Below are 16,354 nucleotides of genomic sequence, written 5' to 3'. Positions count from 1 at the left end.
GTAACGCCGGAGGGGGAGGAAGGCGTGGACAACCCGTTCAAGGCTGTTGCCGATGGTGCCTACGACATGTACCAGTCGTTCACCGGCGGCAACACGCGTGCGCAGCAGGCGGACATCGTCGCGCAGAAAGCTGCGCTTGCCGCCGCTGAGAAGGGGCGGGCAGACCTCGCCGCCAAGCAGCGGGGTCTGGAAGTCGCGGGCACCGATCCGGCGTCGATCCAGCAGCACGACAACTGGAAGGAATGGGATCACCAGCGGTTGGCGACCCAGCTCAAGGAGTCGTTGAAGCCCGACGACATCCAGGCGTCCGGCCGCGCGTGGGCGAAGCTCGGCGAGGAGATCGCCGAGGTCTTCGCCGACCTGGACAAACAGGCCCGTGACGCCGCTGGTGACGGGATGCGGGGTCAGGCGGCGGATGCCGGGCTCAACGCCGCACAGCCGTTGCAGCAGTGGGGGCAGTCCTTCGGCGACTCGGTGCGGATGACCGGGCTCAAGGTGCAGGAAGCCGGGCTCGCCGCCGAGCAGACCAAGGCGTCGATCCAGCCGCCGAACGAGGGCGGGACCGCGCGGTCGCTGCTGGCCGGCGGCATGGGCGGGATGACCGGCGGCGGCTTCGCCATGATGGACGCGGCGATGCAGATGAAGGAGCGCTCCGAGGACGAGAAGCGCGCCCGCGCCATCGCGGAGAACGTCTACAGCCCCGGCTACACCGCTGTGGACGGCAGCACTCCGTCGCTGCCGCCTCCGGTCGACCCGCTGAACCCGCCACCGCCTCCGCCCCCGCCGCCGGGCCGGTCGAACATCCCGGCGGGGCAGGACCCGTCGGTGTCCGGGCAAACGCCGGGACGGGCGTTCAACCCGTCCGGCACCACGCCGGGCGGCTCGAATCCGGGAGGGATCGGGTCGGGCGGTGGCGCGCCGAACCTGCCTTCAGTCGATAGTCCCGCCGGTTCCGGATCGCAGTGGGCGGACCAGCCGCGCACCCCGGCCTTCCCGCCGAACGGCCCCGTGCCAGGTGGCCCAGGCGTGCCGGGCTCCCAGCCGCCTGGTGCCTTCGTCACCGGGCCTGGTCCTGGTGGGGGCCCCACCGCCGGTGGCGGTGCGGGTGCGGGCCGCGGCGGTATGGGGTCCGGTGTCGGCGCTCGCGCCGGTGGCGGCCCCGGTGTCGGTGCGGGCGGTCGCGCTGGAGCAGGCGGCCTCGGCGCGGGCGCCGGTGCTGCCGGTGGAGTCGGGGCGAAGGGCGCCGGTGGCGCGGGTGGCCGCGGTGCCGGCGGCGCGATGGGTGGCGGCGCCGGTGCCGGTCGTGGCGGTGAGACCGGCGATGACCTGGAACACGAGCGTCCGAGCTGGCTCATCGAAGACCAGGACGTCTGGACCGACGGGATGCCCAGGACCGCGCCGCCGGTCTTCGGTGAATGAGCTGTGGTCCTCACCAGCCGCATCGGTCGGTGAGGACCACGCTTTCCATTGCTACTAGGGGGAAATGTGTCCGAGCGATGGCGGCTGCCACCGCTTTGGTTCGACCTGTGCTGGGAGATCGGCGGCTTCGACGAGCAGCCGTTCCCGGTCGCGGTCCGCTCGCACGGCCAGACGATGGAAGAGCGGGCCGTGCTAAAACAGCGCACGCTGCCCGAGCTGGAAGCGGCGGGCCTGCTGTCGGGGACCGGCCTGGCTCCGCGTTTCGCCGACGTGCTGGCGCGGATCGCAAAGCCCGGCCTGTGGGTCGAGGGGCTGTGGATGCCTGATGACACCAACCCCTCACCGGCGCGGTTGCTTTCGGTGGTGGCCGAAAGCGCCTCGATCCTGCTGGTTCAGGCTCCCGGCGAGACCGAGTCGCACGGTGGTGATCTCCAGATCTCGGTGCACCAGCGGACGTCGGTCGCCGCCGCCGCGGTGCAGGGGATGCCGGCCGCGCCGCCGGGGCACCGTCCGACCGTTGCGGTGCCGGTCAGCGCGTTCGCGCCCCGGCAGGACGAGAGCTACGAAGACGTCGACCTGATGGACTCCAGCACGCGGCGGCGGCAGCCCGGAGAGCGGGTGCTGCGTGAGATGGTCGACGCCCAGCACTTCCGGGACGGCCAGTTCACCGCCAACCTGCGCGATCGGATGGGCCACACGCGCCGCTCCCGTCCTCTGAAGTGGTTCGACGCCTTCGAGCCGATGGGCCGGTACGGGTTCAGCCAGCGGCAACGCAGCGGCAACGAACCCGAACTGGTCGTCGCGCCGCTGGGGCCGGCCGACATCACCAGCGCGCTGGAGAACCGGGTGGCCGAAGTCCGCGGCGCCGCCCGCTAGCGGCCTGGGAAGACGACGGGCGAGGCTTCGCCCGCAGCGGAGTGCTCCGTGGTCATCGTCGTCTGAGAGCCCGTCAGTCCCCGGACCGCCGTGATGTCCGCCGACATAGACGGTTTGGTGCGATTCGCCTGCTTCGCCTTCCTGCCGCGCATCGGCGCCGCGAGCCCCGGACTTCGCAAGATGCTCGCGAAGGTCACCCGATCCGGGGCAGACTGTTGTAGCGCTCGCACCCGCAACATCTAGGGTGCGCGGGGGAACCGGCCGGGCCGCGTACCGCGGTGGCCGGACGACATACGCCGGGGGAGCTCACGAGCCGCCGGCGGTGAAGGAGTTCTGGGTGTCCCTGCACGTCTCGATCGACTTCGGCACGTCGAGCACCTGCACCGTGGTGTCGGTCGGCGGCGGAGAACCGCATGTCGTCGTGATCGACGGCCAGCCGCTGGTCCCGTCCGCGGTGTTCGCGGCCCCGGACGGCACGCTGTTCGTCGGGCACGAGGCCGAACGGCAGGCCGCCGTCGACCCCTCGCGCTTCGAACCCCACCCCAAGCGGCGCATCGACGAGGGGGAGCTGCTGCTGGGCAGCACCGTCATGAAAGTCGGCGACGTGGTGCGCTCGGTGCTGCAGCGCGCGGTCGGCGAGGCCCGCCGCTACGCCGGCGGCGCGGTGGTCGACCTGCTGGTGCTGACGCACCCCGCCGACTGGGGCGCGGTGCGCGCCACCGAGCTGCGCAACGCCGCGGTCGGACTCGCCAAGGAGCTCGTGCTGGTGCCCGAACCGGTGGCCGCGGCGGTGTTCCACTCCGCGGGCTACGGCCTGCCCGACGGCGGCGCGCTGGCCGTGCTCGACCTGGGCGGTGGCACGGTCGACGCGAGCGTGGTGGCCAAGCAGGGCCGCGCGTTCCAGGTGCTGGCGACCCGCGGCGAGCCGAACTTCGGCGGTGCCGATATCGACCAGGCGCTGCTGGAGCACATCGGCCGCACGGTCTCCGGCACCGACCCGCAGGCGTGGCGGCAGCTGGTCGAGGGCCGCGAGATGGCCGACCGCAGGCGGCGCCGCGTGCTGCGCCAGGACGTGCGCGGCGCGAAGGAGACGCTGTCGCGCCACACCTACACCGACGTGCCGATGCCACCGCCGTTCTCCGACGCGCACGTCACCCGCGCCGACCTGGAGGCGCTGATCGCCGAGCCGCTGGGCAAGGCCGCCGACCTGGTCCCGACCGTGCTGCGCGAGGGCGGCGTGTCCCGGCAGCGGCTCGCCGGGGTCTTCCTGGTCGGCGGCTCGAGCCGGATCCCGATGGTGTCGCGGCTGATCCACGAGCGCACGGGCGTCGTGCCGACCACGCTGGACCAGCCCGAGACCGTGGTCGCCAGGGGCGCCCTGCGCGCGGTGCGACTCGACCCGGAGCGCTCCGGAGGTCTGGCGCCGTCCGGGGGCTGGAGCGGTGGCCGGCAGCGCACGGTCCGCAACTACCCCGTGGGCGCCCCGCCCTCCGGCGGCCACCCGGCGCCGGTCGCCGGGCCGGGCACCACCTCGGGCGACTCGCTGAGCCGCGCCTCCACGATCGTCATCGGCGGCAGCGACCAGACCCGGCCGGTGAGCACCCAGGTGCGGCGCGGCCGCGGGCGCAGGCCGAAGGCGGTGTGGATGGCCGCCGTCGCGGCGGCCGTCGTCGTCGCCGCGGGCGTCGCCACGGCGATCGCCCTCGCGCCGGAACCGGCACCGTCGCAGCCGGTCGACGGCGAACGCCGGATGGCGCTGTACCAGTACGAGTTCAACTACCCCGCCGACTGGCACCAGACCGGCGGCGACCCGCGGAACTGGCAGACGATCATTTCACCGCAGACCGGTCAGGGCAGCATCCTCGTGCAGCAGGGCGAGCTCGGCTACGACACCCAGGCGGGCCGGACCCGGGCGATGCAGGAGATCCGGTCGCTGTACCAGGACGGCATCAACAAGGGTGCGCAGTTCACCGGCCTGGAGGAGAACGCCAGTTTCGCCGGCCGCAACGTGGTCTACTACCGGGAGCACCTGTCGGATTCGACGGTGGAGTGGTACGTCATCCACGAAAAGCAGTACCGGGTCAGCATCGGGTGCCAGTGGACCTCGCAGAGCAGGCAGCAGGTGCTCGCAGCCTGTTCCGACGTCGTCGGTTCCCTCGTGGTCCGCTGAGACAATTCCCGCGGCGCCGTCGCGGTTTTCGAAATGAGGCATTTCCATGGCTGGGTTGGACGATTCCGTGCGGCGTTTGAGGGACGCGCTGGGAACCGCGGTCAGCAGGGGCAGACGCGCCCGTTCCGACGTTCTCGAGCGTTCGGAGACTTTCCGTGCTCGCACGGCCGAACTCGGCGACGGCGTCCGCCGCGGCGAGCTGCGCGCGGTCGCTGAGTCGGAGCGGGCCCGCGCCGCAGCGGAGTTCCGGCACGACGCGGGGCTTCCCGCGGAGGACCTCCGGGTCGTCGCGGAGTCCGATGTGGATGGATCGGGCGGGGCCGCGAAATCCCCGGAATCGCAAGAGCAAACGCCGTCCGACGGTAGCGATCTCGACTTTTCCCAAGCGCAAATCCTGCGTTGACCAGCGGGTTCCCGTCCCGGCGTTTACCTCCGCAACGGCTTGCGCACAAATCCGAGACAAGCGGGAACCGGACGTGGCAATGTCTGCGTCGTAGGTTCATCAGAACTTGAGTGACCACACGCCGACGAAGGGGGTCAACCCGCAATGAGCGGTTTCGCAGGTGACGTTGAGATCATCGACAAGGCTTCGGGTCAGATCGACGAGGTCCGCGGCAACATCGAGCAGGCCGTGAACACCCTGCAGGGCCAGATGGAGCCGGTCCTGGCGAACTGGAAGGGTGGCGCCTCCGACGTCTTCCGGAAGCTGATGGACGCCTTCCAGGAGAACGCGAAGAAGATCAACGACAAGCTGAACGAGCTCAGCGAGAACGTCAAGAGCTCCGGCCAGGACTACGCGCAGCGCGAAGAGGAGCAGGCGCAGGAGATCTCCAAGATCGAGGGCCTGCTGGGCTGACGCCCGCCGCGCGCGAACGGTTCCGAGCGACTTCTTCTTTGATCCGAATCACTTCTTGAGGGGAAAGCAGCAATGGAAATCAAGGTTGACTTCGGCCAGCTGAGCCAGGCCGCCGACGACCTCGGCCAGGCCGCCACCAAGATCCAGGGCGAGCTGGACGAGCTGGAGCAGATGCTCAAGCCGCTGGTCTCCACCTGGGAGGGCCAGGCCCAGGAGGCCTACCGCCAGGCGCAGGAGGAGTGGGACAAGGCCGCGGCCAACATGCAGGAGATCGCCGCCAAGATGGGCATGGCCGTCTCCACCGCGAACGAGGCCTACCAGCAGGGTGAGTCGCGCAACGCCGCCCGCTTCGGTGGCTGATCGCACCAAAGCAGGAAGCCGGCCCCGGGCATCCGGGGCCGGCTTTTTCGCAGCCGGGGCGGGGTCGCGGAGCGGGGAGTCCCCGTACCCGGGGCCGATGCGGGGCGACCAGGGCCACCGGCTATCCTGATCCGGTCGATGACGCAGGTCAGAGATGGGGTTCCGGAAACCACCGGACCCGTTTTGACCCCGCCGTCGGCCACCAAGTACCCTCATTATTTGTTGTGCGGTGCGCGACTGCGATGCCCGATCACCTGCCTTGCGGCGATGGTCCGAAGGCATTGAAGGCGGCGCCGGTTTCTCCGGAGCGGAACAGCTTCGCCAGAGAGGGACCGACCCGGCGCGATTCCGACGGGATCCCCCGTGGGATACACGGGGTCCGCACCGAGATTCCGACGCGAACGACGACGAGGTAGACCCGTGCGCACGTACAGCCCGAAGGCCGGCGAGGTGACCCACGCCTGGCATGTGATCGACGCCGAGGACGTGGTGCTCGGCCGGCTGGCTACCCAGGCCGCGCTGCTGCTGCGCGGCAAGCACAAGCCGACCTACGCTCCGCACGTCGACACCGGCGACTTCGTCGTCGTCGTCAACGCCGAGAAGGTGGCCCTCACCGGTAACAAGCGGGACCAGGCGTTCCACTACCGGCACAGCGGCTACCCCGGCGGTCTGCGGAAGCAGTCCTTCGGGCAGGTGCTGGACAAGCACCCCGAGCGGCTGCTCGAGAAGGCGATCAAGGGCATGCTGCCGAAGAACAAGCTCGGCCGGGCCATGGGCAAGAAGCTCAAGGTCTACGCCGGTCCCGAGCACCCGCACCAGGCCCAGAACCCGCAGCCGTTCGAGATCAACGCGAAGGTCGAGAAGTGACTGACGAACTGCACGAAGAGCAAGTGACCGCTCCGGCCGACGAAGCCCCGGCCGTCGAGGACGCCCCCGTCGCCGAGGACATCGCGCCGGTGCCCGCCGGTCGTCCGGTGCAGACGGTCGGTCGCCGCAAGGAGGCCGTGGTCCGCGTCCGGCTGGTGCCGGGCAACGGTGGCTTCAAGCTCAACGGCAAGAGCCTGGAGCAGTACTTCCCGAACAAGGTCCACCAGCAGCTCATCAAGGAGCCCCTGGTGACCGTCGAGCGGGTCGAGAGCTTCGACGTGGCGGCCACCCTGCGCGGCGGCGGCCCGTCCGGTCAGGCCGGCGCGCTGCGCATGGCCATCGCCCGCGCGCTCGTCGAGCTGGACGCCGACGACCGCCCGGCGCTGAAGAAGGCCGGCATGCTCACCCGTGACTCGCGGGAGAAGGAGCGCAAGAAGTACGGCCTCAAGAAGGCCCGCAAGGCTCCGCAGTACAGCAAGCGCTGACCTGGAGAGCACCACACAATCTGCGGGAGCAGTCGTTCGTCCCCGGGGACGAGGGACTGCTCCCGCAGTTGTATGCACAGGTGTCCACTCCCGTGCGACCCGGCCCCGGCGCTTCGCCTCACCGCTTCTGACAGGAGGATCTGCTGCACATGTCCCGGTTGTTCGGCACTGACGGAGTACGAGGGCTGGCCAACGCCGATCTCACGCCCGAGCTGGCGCTGTCGGTGGCATCGGCGGCGGCGCGGGTGCTCTACGAACGCGACGACTCCCGGCGCAGGGTGGCGCTGGTCGGCCGGGACCCGCGGGCGAGCGGTGAGATGCTGGAGGCCGCGGTGACCGCGGGCCTGACCTCGGCGGGCGCCGACGTGCTGCGGGTGGGCGTGCTGCCGACACCGGCGGTCGCGCACCTGGTCTCGGCGATGCGGGCGGACCTGGGCGTGATGATCTCCGCCTCGCACAACCCGATGCCCGACAACGGGATCAAGCTGTTCGCGGCGGGCGGGCACAAGCTGCCGGACGCGGTCGAGGACGAGATCGCCGACCGGCTCGACGAGCGCGTCGACCGGCCGACCGGGGCCGCCGTGGGGCGCGCGCGCGACGTCCCCGACGCGGGCAGCCGCTACGTCGACCACCTGCTCGAAGCCACCCCGCAGCCGCTGGACGGCCTGCGCGTCGTGGTCGACTGCGCCAACGGCGCCGCCGCCGCGGTCGCGCCCTCGGCGTACCGGCTGGCCGGGGCCGAGGTGATCGCCCTCAACGCCGAACCCGACGGTCTCAACATCAACGAGGGCGTCGGCTCCACCCACCTCGACGGGCTGCGCGCCGCGGTCCGCGAGCACCGCGCCGACCTCGGCCTCGCGCACGACGGCGACGCCGACCGCTGCCTGGCGGTGGACGCCACCGGCTCGGTCGTCGACGGCGACCAGATCATGGCGATCCTCGCGGTGGCGATGAAGGAGGCCGGCGAGCTCGCCGACGACACCCTCGTCACGACCGTGATGAGCAACCTCGGCCTGCACCTGGCGATGCGCGAGCACGGGGTCAAGCTGCGCACCACCGCCGTCGGCGACCGCTACGTGCTGGCCGAGCTGCGCGAGGGCGGCTTCTCGCTGGGCGGGGAGCAGTCCGGGCACGTGGTGCTGCCGGATCACGCCACCACCGGTGACGGCCTGCTCACGGCACTGCGGCTGATGGGCCGGGTGGTGGAGACCGGCCGGTCGCTGGCCGAGCTGGCGGCGACGATGACCCGGCTCCCGCAGGTGCTGGTCAACGTCCGGGTCGCGGACAAGGCGACGGCGTGCGGCGCGCCCGAGGTGGCGAAGGCCGTGGCGGAGGCCGAGGCCGAGCTGGGCGACGAGGGCCGCGTTCTGCTGCGGCCGTCGGGCACCGAGCAGCTCGTGCGCGTGATGGTCGAGGCGCGCAGCGAGGGGACCGCGCAGCGGGTGGCCGGGCGTTTGGCCGAACTTGTTGCCGCGATTCGGTGATTTTTGTGATCTAGGTCTCCGGACGCCCGCAATATGTGAGAGCCTGCTCACATGGGTGCCATCGTTGTCGCCATCACAGTCGGGCTCGTCGCGGTCGGGCTGGTCGCCGCCATGATCATTCTCTCGGCTCTGGTGCTGGTCGGGCTCAAAGCCGCGAACGCGGCCCACGTCGGTGGCTCGTGGATGTCCACCCGGCTGCGCCGCCGCCGCTCGCAGGAGGCGTGATGCGCGGCGAGGCCGTCGGTGGCGTGCTGACCGTCCTGGTCTTGCCCTTGGCGGCCATGGCACTCACGTTCCTGGTCGTCCTCGCCATCGCCCCGTACTGAGCCGTCCCCCGCCGTCCTCCCCCAGCGCGCCCCGGTCTCAGATACCTTCGGGACCAGTCGTCCGAAGGGGAGATTCGCCGTGGGCTTCCAGTTCGTGCTCGCAGTATTGGTGGGCGCTGTCGGCGGTGCGGGCGCGGGCGCGCTCGTCGCCATGCTGATGACCAAGAACCAGTCCGGAGCTGCCCCGCCTCCGCAGGGCTTCGCGTCCCAGCAGGGGTTCGGCCAGCAGTACCCGCCTCAGCAGCAGCCGCCGCAGTACGGCCAGCAGCAGCAGTTCCCGCCGTCGCAGGGCTTCCAGCAGCCGACCCAACAGGTGTATCCGCCGTCTTCCGCGCAGGGTTTCGAGCAGCCCACCCAGCACGTGTACCCGCCCTCTTCGTCTCAGGGCTCCCAGCAGCCTCCTCAGGGTCCGAACCCGTCGCAGTGACCGCGTGCGGGGCGGCCTCGTCGACGGCCGCGCACGTTCGATAGCTTGGGGTTGCCCGACCGGGGAGGTTGTCATGGGGATCTTGTTCAGCGTCGTGCTGCCGCTCATCATCGGCGGCGGAGCGGGGGCGCTCGCCGCTTTCCTGATCGTCAAGAGCAAGTCCGGCCCGGCGCAGCCCCAGGGTGGTTTCGCGCCGCAGCAGGGCTTCGGCCAGCAGTACCCGCCTCAGCAGCAGCCGCCGCAGTACGGCCAGCAGCAGCAGTTCCCGCCGTCGCAGGGCTTCCAGCAGCAGACCCAGCAGGTATACCCGCCGTCTCCTGCGCAGGGTTTCCAGCAGCCGACGCAGCAGGTGTACCCGCCGTCTTCCGCGCAGGGTTTCGAGCAGCCCACCCAGCAGGTGCAGCCGCCGTCTCCTGCGCAGGGTTTCCAGCAGCCTCCGCAGCAGGGCTACCAGCAGCCCCCGCAGGGGCCCTACCCGCCGCAGTAGCACCCCCGCCGCCCTCCGGGCAGGCGTCCCCACCCCGTCTGGTGGCGCAACCCTTCGCTAGTGCAAGTAGATGCGCCGAACCGCGCGGATTCACGCGTGCGATCTGACAGGATCGGGAACGGAACACGACTTGGGGCCGTCTGAACGCCAGGAACGGCCGCGCGCGACGCGGCTCGTTGGGCGACGGTGAGGGGAGATTCGCGGTGACTGGGATCGGTGCCAACACCGGTGAACTCGCATCCGCCGCGACATCCATCAAGGGATGCTCGGATGCGATCGGTGAGCTCAAGAAGGGGATCGAAGCCTCGAAGCTGGGGGCGGGTGATTTCGGGCGCGAGCACAAGGGTGCCGCGCAGCCCTATTTCGACGGGCTCAAAAAGCTCGGCAAGGCGATCGAGAAGAACGCCCAGGTCACCGATGACTACGCGAACAAGCTGAATTCCGCGGCCCGCGGCTACGAGTGGGATGACGCCGCCAACGCCGACACCATCAAGCAGTCGGGCGGTGGGCAGTGAGCGACAACTACCCCGACCACCCGTCGTGGGCCGAGGTCAAGAAGGTCCTCGACGACCCCAACGTTCCGGTAGCCCAGAAGCAGGACCTCATCCGCAATCTCAAGGATGAGTCCCACATCATGCCGCACAAGGAATATCGCCGGGTTCAGGACTCTGATTCCGACGAGAATCCGATGGACGCCAGCGACAAGGTCCGCGACGAGCTCGCCGAGTACGAGAAGAAGTACCCCGTCGATTACGACAAGACTTCTTCGGCGTCCGAGAGCACCGACCTCAAGGGCTCCTACGACGCGGCCAAGAAGAGCGCCGACGCCGAGGGCGGCTACGACAAGGCGGTCAAGGACGGCAAGGGCGCTCTGGAGGACATCAAGCGCAAGTCCTCCGACGGCAGCGCCGGGGTGAGCAACTCCAACGAGCTGCTGGACAAGGGCAAGCCCGCGCTGGAGTACTTCAGTAACTTCTCGCCGATCTACAAGGACGTCCCCGGCCACCTGAAGCAGCCGCCGAAGGGCGACACCTCCAGGGAGGGCGTCGAGAAGCGCTACGACGAGCAGCGCGACATCAACTTCGCCAACTTCCAGGCCGACATCGAAGAGCTGAAAAACGCCGCCAAGACCCAGCGCGACCAGAGCAAGGCCATGGCCGACCGGATGACCGGCGTCTGGAACGGCTGGAGCGGCGGCGCGTCGCAGGCGTCGCAGAAGGCGTTCGCCGACATGAACGCGGGGGCCTCCAAGGTCGGTGACTACCTCAGCGACACCGCGGAGATCGCGGGCCAGGCGATCCACCAGGTGTCCGACCACGTCAACACCAAGACGTCGAAGGTCCTCGACTGCATCAAGGACGTCAGCACGGTCGACGGCAAGGGCAAGGACCAGGTCCGCAAGATCGTCGACGTCGCGACCAACAACTTCGACGACGACAAGCTCAAAGAGGTCTGCGGCTACTTCAACATCGAGGTCGACGACGGCTGCCTCGACGACGACAACTTCAAGACCAAGGTCGCCAACAAGGCCCAGGAATGGATCGGCAGCGTCTTCTCCCCGAACTTCCAGGAGAAGTACAACGGCGTCATCGGTGTCTGCGACGAGGCCAAGAAGGCCGTCGACGACGCGTGGAAGGTGCTGACCGACCACCTCGGCAAGGTCGAGGAGGACCCGTTCAAGAACCCCGGCGGCAATGACAAGCCGGGTGGAGAGCAGAAGCCCGGTGGCGGTGGCCAGCAGGGCGGCGGCTCCGGCGGTGGCGGCGGTACCGGGGGAGGCTCCGGTGGCGGCGGTACCGGCGGCGGAGCCGGTGGTGGCGCGGGTGCCGGCGGTGGCGGCGGCATGGGCGACATGCCGAAACCTCCGGAGATGCCGAAGCCGCCGGAGATGCCCGAGATGCCGCAGCCGGGCGGTCCCGGCGGTGCTGCCGGAGGCGCCGGGGGCGGTGCGGGCGACCAGCCCGAGAAGGTCACCCTCGGCGAGGGCAAGGACGCGGTCAGCATCACCGAGCCCGGCAAGGACGGCACCGTGCCGGTCCAGGTGATCGGCGAGGACGGCAAGCCCAAGACCTACGACGTGCAGTTCCCGCCCGAAGGCGGCGCTCCCGGCCAGCCGATGCCCGGTGTCACGACGATGCCCGGACAGGGCGGCGCCGTGCCCGGCGGGGTCGGGACCCCGGTGGGCGGTATGCCCGGATCCGCTCCCGGCATGCCCGGCCAGGCGCCAGGGATGGGAGGTGGCCTGCCGGGCGGTGTTGGGGCCTCGCCGGGAGTGCCCCCGCAGGTCGGCGGCATGCCAGCCGAAGGCGGCCAGGCCGGCATCCCGGTGCAGCCCGGACCCGACGGCAAGGCCGTCATCCACGAAGGCGACCGCACGATCACGCTGGAGCGCACGCCGGACGGCGAGATCAAGGTCAACATCGACAACGGTGGTGGTCAGCCGCCGCTGAACCAGACCGTCGACTTCGGCGACGACGAGCCCGGAGCCGTCCCGCCGCCGCGGATCGGCGAGGTGCCGGAAACCGCGTCCGCGTTCGCGGGCGGCGCGGCGGCGCCTGTCGGCCCGGAGGGCGCGGGTTTCGCGCCGCCGGTCGGTGCCGAGCCCGCCGCGGCTGCCGCGGCGCCCGGCGCGGGCCCGCTGCCTCCGTTCGACGGCGGTAGCGCGATGCCGGGCTTCGACGGTGGTGCGGTGGGCGCTGCGCCGGGGCATGACGGCGGCGCTCCGTCGTTCGGCGGCGGCAGCGCGATGCCCGCCTACGACGGCGGTGGCGCAAGTGCGGCGCCCGCCTACGACGGCGGTGCTCCTTCGTTCGGCGGTGGCAGCGCCATGCCGACCTACGACGGCGGTGGCGTCGGCGAACCGCAGCCCGCGGGTGCGGCGGCGGGACCGGCCGCGACGGCTCCGCAGTCGGCCAGCACGAACATGTTCAGCAGCTTCGGCGACGGTGGCCAGAACTCCTTCGGCAGCGCTTCCGGCCAGCTCTTCGGCGGGCTCGGCCAGGAGCCCGGCCAGCCCGGCGGACCGCAGCAGCCGGGATTCCAGCAGCCCGGTGGCGTGCCCTTCGGGCAGGGCCCAGGTGGCCACGCCGGAGCAACGGGTCTGGCCTCGATGAGCGACGCCGCGGCGGGCAGCCCGCAAGGTGCCACTGGCCTCGGCTCGATGGCCGACTCCGGCGGTGGGGCCGGTGCGAGCCAGAGCGCCGCTTCCAGCCAGGCCGCCATGGGCGGCGGCATGATGGGCGGCATGGGTGGCATGGGCGGTGGCGGTGCCCAGCAGGGCGGCGACCAGGAGCGGCAGAACTCCAGCCCGTGGCGCACCCAGGGCCAGCTGTTCGACGACGGCGTCGACCCGTCCAACGTGCGGTTCCGTTCGGTCCTCGGCGAAGACAAGGGGCGGTGAGCCATGCCGGCAGGTGAGGTCAGCGAGGCGGTGGCCGCTGCTCGACGCAAGTTCGAGGAGATCAGGGCGACGGCGGCCGCGCGCATGGAGGTCAGCGTCCAGGCGGCCAACGACGCCGACCGCAAGGCGGCGGAGGCGGGCCGGAGCTTCAGCGAGAAGGTCCAGAAGATCGAGCAGCGGGTCCGCGAGCGGATCGCCGAGCGCGAGGCCGCGGCGAACCCCAAGCACGGTGCGGAGGAGATCAAGATCGGGGGTGAGGACGACGACCTGGACGAGCCGAGGGACGACATCGCCGACGAGTTCAGCGACGTCATCGACAACTATTCGATCAAGAAGCCCGCTGAGGTGACCCCGGCCGCCGCCGAGCAGGCTCCGCAGCCCACCGGGCCCGCGGGCTCTGGCGCCGGCGGGTGGCAGACGCCTCGGCACGCGGCCGCTGCCGAGCACGCCGCCCCGCAGCCACCGGCACCTGATCGGCGCTGGCAGGTGCAGTCGGGCCGGTTCGGCCGCCGCAACCAGCAGCCGGCGCAACCGCCTGCCGCGGCTGCGCCGCCGCCGAAGCCCGCACCCAGGCGGGAGCCGCCACCGCGTCAGACGTTCGACGACGATGACGACTACGAGAACCAGAACTGGCTGAGGTGACTCCGCGAAGGGGGTCGGGGTACGGCGCCCCGGCCCCTTCCGCGTTCACGCCCGGTTCACTGCACGCTGCGTTTGAGCTGGGGCAGCAGTCCCAGCACCAGCACGACGGCACCGGCCAGCACGGTGACGATCGAGATCGGCCGGATGATGTCGATGACGTGCTCGAAGCTCATGATCTGGGGCGCGAGAGTCATGGTGCCGACGATGCTGCCCGCCCAGTCCACCGGGAAGCTGAGCAGCGCCAGCGCACCTCCGAGCCAGGTGAAGCGGACCCCGGCTCGCTTCTTCTGGAGGAGTTGCACCGCGCCGAAGCCGAGAACACCGCCCGCGGCGAGCAGGATCAGCGCGGCCAGCGTGGAGAGCAGCTCGCCGGGGACGGACAGGAACTCCGGGTCGGTCCACCCGTCGAGGGACTTGAGACCGAGCAGGACACCCATGACGAGTGCGTAGATCCCGGCGGCGATGTCGACGATCGCCGTCGCGAGGACCAGGCCGGGGCTGGGCTTTCCCGGCGGCGGGGCGCCGAACTGGGGCTGCTGCCCGTACTGCTGGGGTGCGCCGTAGGGCTGCTGGGGGTAGCCGGGTTGCTGCCCGGGCGGTGGCTGCTGCGGGTATCCGGCCGGAGGTTGCTGCTGGTAGCCGGGGGGAGCCTGCGGGGGCGGACCGGGCGGCGGGGCCTGGGGCGGGTATCCGGGCCCCGGCTGCTGGGGTTGGCCGTAGGGAGGCTGCGGCGTGCTCATGGCGCAGATTCTCTCCGATCTCGCCGGTGCGGAGGTCGCTTCCCGAGACTTGACCGCTTCGCCTCCGGCGTCGTGATCGCTGACCTATCCTGTCGCGGGCAACCGGGGCGGCCGCGCCGCGGGCGTTGGGAGGAGAGCGATGACGCAGGGGTTCCCGCAGGGCGGGTGGGCGCCGCAGCCGGCCGGCTGGCAGGGCGGGCCGCCGCCGGGTGCGCCGCGGCCGTCGCGGGCTCCGGTGCTGGTCGCCGGGATCGCGGGCGCCGTGCTCGGGCTGGTGCACGTGGTGGCCGGGCTGTCGGTCCTGGCCGGGCCGGTGGTTTTGTACCGGTTATTCCCGCTGGCCTCGCTGGACTTCCTGTCCCCGGTGCTGACGATGTTGTTCGGTCTTGCCGCGGTCGCGGGTGGGGTGTTGCTGGTCACGCGCTTCGGCTGGGCCCGCTTCGTCGTGGCCGGTGTGGGCGTGGTGGCGGTGCTGGACTCCGTCGCCGCGCTCGCGATCGGGTTCGCCGGTGGCCCCGCGTTCGTGACGCTGCCCGTGTACGCGGTGCTCTGGGTGGCGGTGGCCGTGGTGATGTTGCTCCCCGCGGTCGGCCGCGCGGCGGAAGGCCGGGCGGCTGGTCAGCCGGTGCCGCAGGGCTGGCAGCCCCAGCCGCAGGGCTTCCCGGCGCCGGGCCACCCGCAAGGTCCCGTTCCGGGACAGCAGGGCTTCGCCGGGCCGGGACCGCAGCCGCAGCAGCCGATGGCGCCGGGCCATCCCCAGCAGCCGCAGCAGCCGATGCCGCCGCAGCAGGCGCCCCAGCAGCAGATGCCGCCTCAGCAGCAGATGCCGCCTCAGCAGTGGGGCCGGCAGCAGCCACCGCGCTGACCGGGCGGCCCTACCGGGCGCTCCCGCTCCGCCCGTCACGCCGCCTTGCGCCGGCGGCGTGACTTCCGCTTGTCCGCCGGCTCCACCGACACCAGGCCGCCGCGGGTGTGCGCGTGGTCGATCGCCGCGCCGGGGAGGTCGCCCTCCAGCAGGGCGTCCCCGCGCCGGTCGCCGGTGAGGGTCCGCAGCAGGAAGGCCGTGACCATCGCCTTGGCGATGCGCTGGGTGCCCCACTCCGACCTGCCGTGCAGCAGCAGCTCCGTCCAGTGGCGCCCCTCGGCGAAGCCGAGGTGGCTGGCCTTCTTCAGGGTCCGCAGCTGCACCGGTCCGCCCCACGCCTGCGCGATCGGTTCGGCGTTGGAGACCGGCGGCGCGAGCAGGTCGTTGGCGCCCGCGAGGTGCAGGCCGGGCACGTGCGCCGCCTTGGCCGCCACGAACGCCGAGGGGTGGGTTTCCGACGCGGCCAGGGTCGCCACGGCGCGCACGCGCTCGTCCTCGGCGGCGGCGAGCACGGCGCAGCCGCCGCCCATGGCGTGCCCGGCGAGCGCGAGCCGCTCGCCGTCCACGCTGATGCGCCCCTCGCCGAGCCGGACGTTCACGCAGATGTCCAGGGCCGTGCGCAGGTCCGAGGAGAACAGCCGGTGCGACGGGAACAGGCCGCCCTGCGTACCCGGGGCGGCGACCACGACGCCCCACGACGCGAGGTGCCGCAGCAGCCCGAGGTAGCGTCGCGGCGGCTGCAACCACCCGTGTCCGAAGGCCACGGCCGGCAGGCCGAGACCCTCGCGCGGCGTGCAGACGATCCCCGGCAGGCCGACGACGGCGAGGTCGCCGTGCAGCACCTCGTGCGGGCCCCGCCGGGACAGTTCTTCGAGTGCCTTCTTGGCAGTCCGCGCCATGGTCAGCAACGGTAGCGGACCCGGGTGGTTTCGCGCGGTGTCCACCGGTCC

General features: G+C 71.4%; 18 protein-coding genes. 16 read left to right on the top strand and 2 right to left on the bottom strand.

The genetic code is table 11. The features are described 5' to 3' along the window. Positions 1-24 precede the first annotated feature (24 nt). The 15 genes from SACE_RS32660 to SACE_RS32590 all read left to right on the top strand — a co-directional run bounded on the left by SACE_RS32660 (position 25) and on the right by SACE_RS32590 (position 13,799). On the top strand, positions 25-1,419 hold the full coding sequence (locus SACE_RS32660; RefSeq protein ID WP_009943263.1) for a hypothetical protein: 1,395 nt from the start codon (positions 25-27) through the stop codon (positions 1,417-1,419). A 66-nt stretch (positions 1,420-1,485) separates the two neighbouring features. Further along, complete coding sequence (locus SACE_RS32655) at positions 1,486-2,295, top strand: ESX secretion-associated protein EspG (protein ID WP_009943264.1); 810 nt, start codon at positions 1,486-1,488, stop codon at positions 2,293-2,295. Positions 2,296-2,632: 337 nt separating this feature from the next. Then, entirely contained in the window at positions 2,633-4,465 is a 1,833-nt protein-coding gene (locus tag SACE_RS32645) for a type VII secretion-associated protein (protein ID WP_011875156.1), read from the top strand. Positions 4,466-4,511: 46 nt separating this feature from the next. Continuing rightward, positions 4,512-4,868 (top strand): hypothetical protein, encoded by a 357-nt coding sequence (locus SACE_RS32640; protein ID WP_009943269.1) that lies wholly within the window; start codon positions 4,512-4,514, stop codon positions 4,866-4,868. 144 nt (positions 4,869-5,012) lie between these two features. Beyond that, complete coding sequence (locus SACE_RS32635) at positions 5,013-5,321, top strand: WXG100 family type VII secretion target (RefSeq protein WP_009943270.1); 309 nt, start codon at positions 5,013-5,015, stop codon at positions 5,319-5,321. A gap of 72 nt (positions 5,322-5,393) precedes the next feature. After that, positions 5,394-5,681, top strand: coding sequence for a WXG100 family type VII secretion target (locus SACE_RS32630; RefSeq protein WP_009943271.1), 288 nt, complete (start codon positions 5,394-5,396; stop codon positions 5,679-5,681). A gap of 420 nt (positions 5,682-6,101) precedes the next feature. After that, complete coding sequence (rplM, locus tag SACE_RS32625; RefSeq protein WP_009943272.1) at positions 6,102-6,548, top strand: 50S ribosomal protein L13; 447 nt, start codon at positions 6,102-6,104, stop codon at positions 6,546-6,548. A gap of 23 nt (positions 6,549-6,571) precedes the next feature. Then, entirely contained in the window at positions 6,572-7,033 is a 462-nt protein-coding gene (gene rpsI / locus SACE_RS32620) for a 30S ribosomal protein S9 (protein WP_011875155.1), read from the top strand. A gap of 149 nt (positions 7,034-7,182) precedes the next feature. Beyond that, a complete protein-coding gene (gene glmM / locus SACE_RS32615; RefSeq protein ID WP_009943274.1) occupies positions 7,183-8,517 on the top strand; it encodes a phosphoglucosamine mutase in 1,335 nt (444 codons plus the stop codon). 51 nt (positions 8,518-8,568) lie between these two features. Then, positions 8,569-8,742, top strand: a complete 174-nt coding sequence (locus tag SACE_RS38510; RefSeq protein WP_009943275.1) for a hypothetical protein — start codon at positions 8,569-8,571, stop codon at positions 8,740-8,742. 180 nt (positions 8,743-8,922) lie between these two features. Then, positions 8,923-9,270: a hypothetical protein gene (locus tag SACE_RS32610; protein ID WP_009943278.1), complete on the top strand. Its 348-nt coding sequence runs from the start codon at positions 8,923-8,925 to the stop codon at positions 9,268-9,270. A gap of 73 nt (positions 9,271-9,343) precedes the next feature. Further along, a complete protein-coding gene (locus SACE_RS32605) occupies positions 9,344-9,757 on the top strand; it encodes a hypothetical protein (RefSeq protein ID WP_009943280.1) in 414 nt (137 codons plus the stop codon). Positions 9,758-9,960: 203 nt separating this feature from the next. Next, positions 9,961-10,272, top strand: coding sequence for a type VII secretion target (locus tag SACE_RS32600; RefSeq protein WP_009943281.1), 312 nt, complete (start codon positions 9,961-9,963; stop codon positions 10,270-10,272). Further along, entirely contained in the window at positions 10,269-13,157 is a 2,889-nt protein-coding gene (locus tag SACE_RS38100) for a WXG100 family type VII secretion target (protein ID WP_011875153.1), read from the top strand. The genes SACE_RS32600 and SACE_RS38100 overlap by 4 nt, the downstream gene beginning before the upstream one ends. 3 nt (positions 13,158-13,160) lie before the next feature. After that, the gene (locus SACE_RS32590; protein ID WP_009943284.1) at positions 13,161-13,799 is read left to right on the top strand and encodes a hypothetical protein; all 639 of its coding nucleotides are present in this window, start codon (positions 13,161-13,163) and stop codon (positions 13,797-13,799) included. Positions 13,800-13,855: 56 nt separating this feature from the next. On the opposite strand, the gene SACE_RS32585 is transcribed toward SACE_RS32590, so the two are convergent. Then, positions 13,856-14,539 carry a hypothetical protein gene (locus SACE_RS32585; protein ID WP_009943285.1) on the bottom strand — a complete coding sequence of 228 codons (684 nt, stop codon included), beginning with the start codon at positions 14,537-14,539 and terminating at the stop codon, positions 13,856-13,858. Between the two features lie 139 nt (positions 14,540-14,678). Here SACE_RS32585 and SACE_RS32580 point away from each other — a divergent pair, with 139 nt between their 5' ends. Beyond that, positions 14,679-15,404 carry a hypothetical protein gene (locus tag SACE_RS32580; protein WP_009943286.1) on the top strand — a complete coding sequence of 242 codons (726 nt, stop codon included), beginning with the start codon at positions 14,679-14,681 and terminating at the stop codon, positions 15,402-15,404. A 35-nt stretch (positions 15,405-15,439) separates the two neighbouring features. Here SACE_RS32580 and SACE_RS32575 read toward each other — a convergent pair whose 3' ends face one another. Next, complete coding sequence (locus SACE_RS32575) at positions 15,440-16,303, bottom strand: dienelactone hydrolase family protein (protein WP_044548079.1); 864 nt, start codon at positions 16,301-16,303, stop codon at positions 15,440-15,442. Between the last annotated feature and the right edge of the window lie 51 nt (positions 16,304-16,354).

The sequence above is a fragment of the Saccharopolyspora erythraea NRRL 2338 genome (assembly GCF_000062885.1).
GTDB classification, from domain to species: Bacteria; Actinomycetota; Actinomycetes; order Mycobacteriales; family Pseudonocardiaceae; genus Saccharopolyspora_D; species Saccharopolyspora_D erythraea.
This window is presented reverse-complemented; position numbering and strand designations above follow the sequence as displayed.

Excerpts from the sequence above, each read along its gene's own strand:
- SACE_RS32630 (WP_009943271.1), top strand. The coding sequence starts at position 5,394 with ATGGAAATCAAGGTTGACTTCGGCCAGCTGAGCCAGGCCGCCGACGAC.
- SACE_RS32575 (WP_044548079.1), bottom strand. The coding sequence starts at position 16,303 with ATGGCGCGGACTGCCAAGAAGGCACTCGAAGAACTGTCCCGGCGGGGC.
- SACE_RS32605 (WP_009943280.1), top strand. The coding sequence starts at position 9,344 with ATGGGGATCTTGTTCAGCGTCGTGCTGCCGCTCATCATCGGCGGCGGA.
- SACE_RS32585 (WP_009943285.1), bottom strand. The coding sequence starts at position 14,539 with ATGAGCACGCCGCAGCCTCCCTACGGCCAACCCCAGCAGCCGGGGCCC.
- SACE_RS32580 (WP_009943286.1), top strand. The coding sequence starts at position 14,679 with ATGACGCAGGGGTTCCCGCAGGGCGGGTGGGCGCCGCAGCCGGCCGGC.
- SACE_RS32590 (WP_009943284.1), top strand. The coding sequence starts at position 13,161 with ATGCCGGCAGGTGAGGTCAGCGAGGCGGTGGCCGCTGCTCGACGCAAG.
- SACE_RS32635 (WP_009943270.1), top strand. The coding sequence starts at position 5,013 with ATGAGCGGTTTCGCAGGTGACGTTGAGATCATCGACAAGGCTTCGGGT.
- SACE_RS38510 (WP_009943275.1), top strand. The coding sequence starts at position 8,569 with ATGGGTGCCATCGTTGTCGCCATCACAGTCGGGCTCGTCGCGGTCGGG.
- glmM (WP_009943274.1), top strand. The coding sequence starts at position 7,183 with ATGTCCCGGTTGTTCGGCACTGACGGAGTACGAGGGCTGGCCAACGCC.
- SACE_RS32640 (WP_009943269.1), top strand. The coding sequence starts at position 4,512 with ATGGCTGGGTTGGACGATTCCGTGCGGCGTTTGAGGGACGCGCTGGGA.